The organism is Pseudomonas sp. EGD-AK9 (assembly GCF_000465935.2).
GTDB lineage: Bacteria > Pseudomonadota > Gammaproteobacteria > Pseudomonadales > Pseudomonadaceae > Aquipseudomonas.
In genome coordinates, this window is sequence record NZ_AVOF01000502.1 from 1 (window position 1) to 1,736 (window position 1,736).

The window sequence follows — 1,736 nt, forward strand, 5'->3', positions numbered from 1 at the left end:
GGTTGCTCGCCGCCAGCCAGCGCAGGGCCTGGCGCCGATCCGCGGCGCGGTACAGCTCGTCCTTCTCGCCCACCGCCAGCAACCAGGTGCCGATATGTGCCGGCAGCACGACTACGGTGCGTTCGCTGAGCAGGCCCAGGTCGCGGGCCTGGTCGAGGTAGGCGGCCAGTTTCAGGCGCAGGCGGCCGAGGCTCTGATAGTCGGCGGCGAACAGCTCGGGCTGGATGCCCAGCAGGTTGCCGCGCGGGCCGGGTTGGCCGCGGTCGAGGGCGAGTCGGCTGCGCAGGTCGGACAGGTAGTGGCCGCTGGGGCGCTGCTCGCACCAGTGGGCGTAGCTGCCGAGACCGGCGAATAGGGCGAGGGACAGGACGCTGAGGATCAGTAAACGCATGGCGGGGCTTTCATTGGAGTTGCGCTGCAGGTTAGGTCGATTGGGCGGGCCTGCCAAGTCAGCTTGCTCATTTCGATCATTATCTTGTCAGTTTCGATCATTGAGCCGGGCTGGCGGGCTCTTTATCGTCTGGCCCCATAACCGACCGCGTGACCATGAGACCGCGGCAATCCGTGAACTGCACCGCGATGTGGAGAATTCCATGACTGCTCGTTACCCGCACCTGCTGGCCCCGCTCGACCTCGGCTTCACCACGCTGAGCAACCGCACCCTGATGGGCTCCATGCACACCGGCCTGGAAGAGAAGCCGGGCGGCTTCGAGCGCATGGCGGCCTACTTCGCCGAGCGCGCCCGTGGTGGCGTCGGCCTGATGGTCACCGGCGGCATCGGTCCGAACGAGGAGGGTGGTGTGTACGCCGGCGCGGCCAAGCTCAGCACGGTCGAGGAAGCGGAGAAGCACAAGGTCGTCACCCAGGCGGTGCACGAGGCCGGCGGCAAGATCTGCATGCAGATCCTGCATGCCGGGCGCTACGCCTACAGCCCCAAATCCGTCGCGCCGAGCGCCATCCAGGCGCCGATCAACCCGTTCAAGCCGCGCGAGCTGGACGAGGAGGGCATCGAGAAGCAGATCCAGGACTTCGTCAACTGCGCCGCCCTGGCCCAGCAGGCCGGCTACGACGGCGTCGAGATCATGGGTTCGGAAGGCTACTTCATCAACCAGTTCCTGGTCGCCCACACCAACCAGCGCACCGACCGCTGGGGCGGCAGCTACGAGAACCGCATGCGCCTGCCGGTGGAGATCGTCCGTCGCGTGCGCGAGGCGGTCGGGCCGAATTTCATCATCATCTATCGCCTGTCGATGCTCGATCTGGTCGAAGGCGGCAGCACCTGGGACGAGATCGTGCTGCTGGCCAAGGCCATCGAGGCCGCCGGCGCCACCCTGATCAACACCGGCATCGGCTGGCACGAGGCGCGCATCCCGACCATCGCCACCAAGGTGCCGCGTGCGGCCTTTACCAAGGTCACCGCCAAGCTCAAGGGCGAGGTGAACATCCCGCTGATCACCACCAACCGCATCAACACCCCGGAAGTCGCCGAGCAGGTGCTGGCCGAGGGCGATGCCGACATGGTGTCGATGGCCCGTCCCTTCCTTGCCGACCCGGACTTCGTCAACAAGGCCGCCGAAGGCCGCAGCGATGAGATCAACACCTGCATCGGCTGCAACCAGGCCTGCCTGGACCACACCTTCGGCGGCAAGCTGACCAGCTGCCTGGTCAACCCGCGCGCCTGCCATGAGACCGAGCTGAACTATATCCCCACTCAGCAGGTGAAGAAGATCGCCGTG

1 protein-coding gene and 1 pseudogene are annotated in these 1,736 nt (G+C 66.3%); one reads left to right on the plus strand and one right to left on the minus strand.

What is annotated here, in order from left to right:
• Nucleotides 1-391: pseudogene (locus tag N878_RS19555) on the minus strand (carbon-nitrogen hydrolase family protein); the annotation flags it as partial.
• 202 nt (nt 392-593) lie between these two features.
• On the opposite strand from N878_RS19555, the gene N878_RS19560 reads away from it, so the two are divergent.
• Nucleotides 594-1,736: 2,4-dienoyl-CoA reductase FMN-binding domain-containing protein (locus N878_RS19560; protein ID WP_021445247.1), on the plus strand; the 1,143-nt coding region annotated here is incomplete at its 3' end.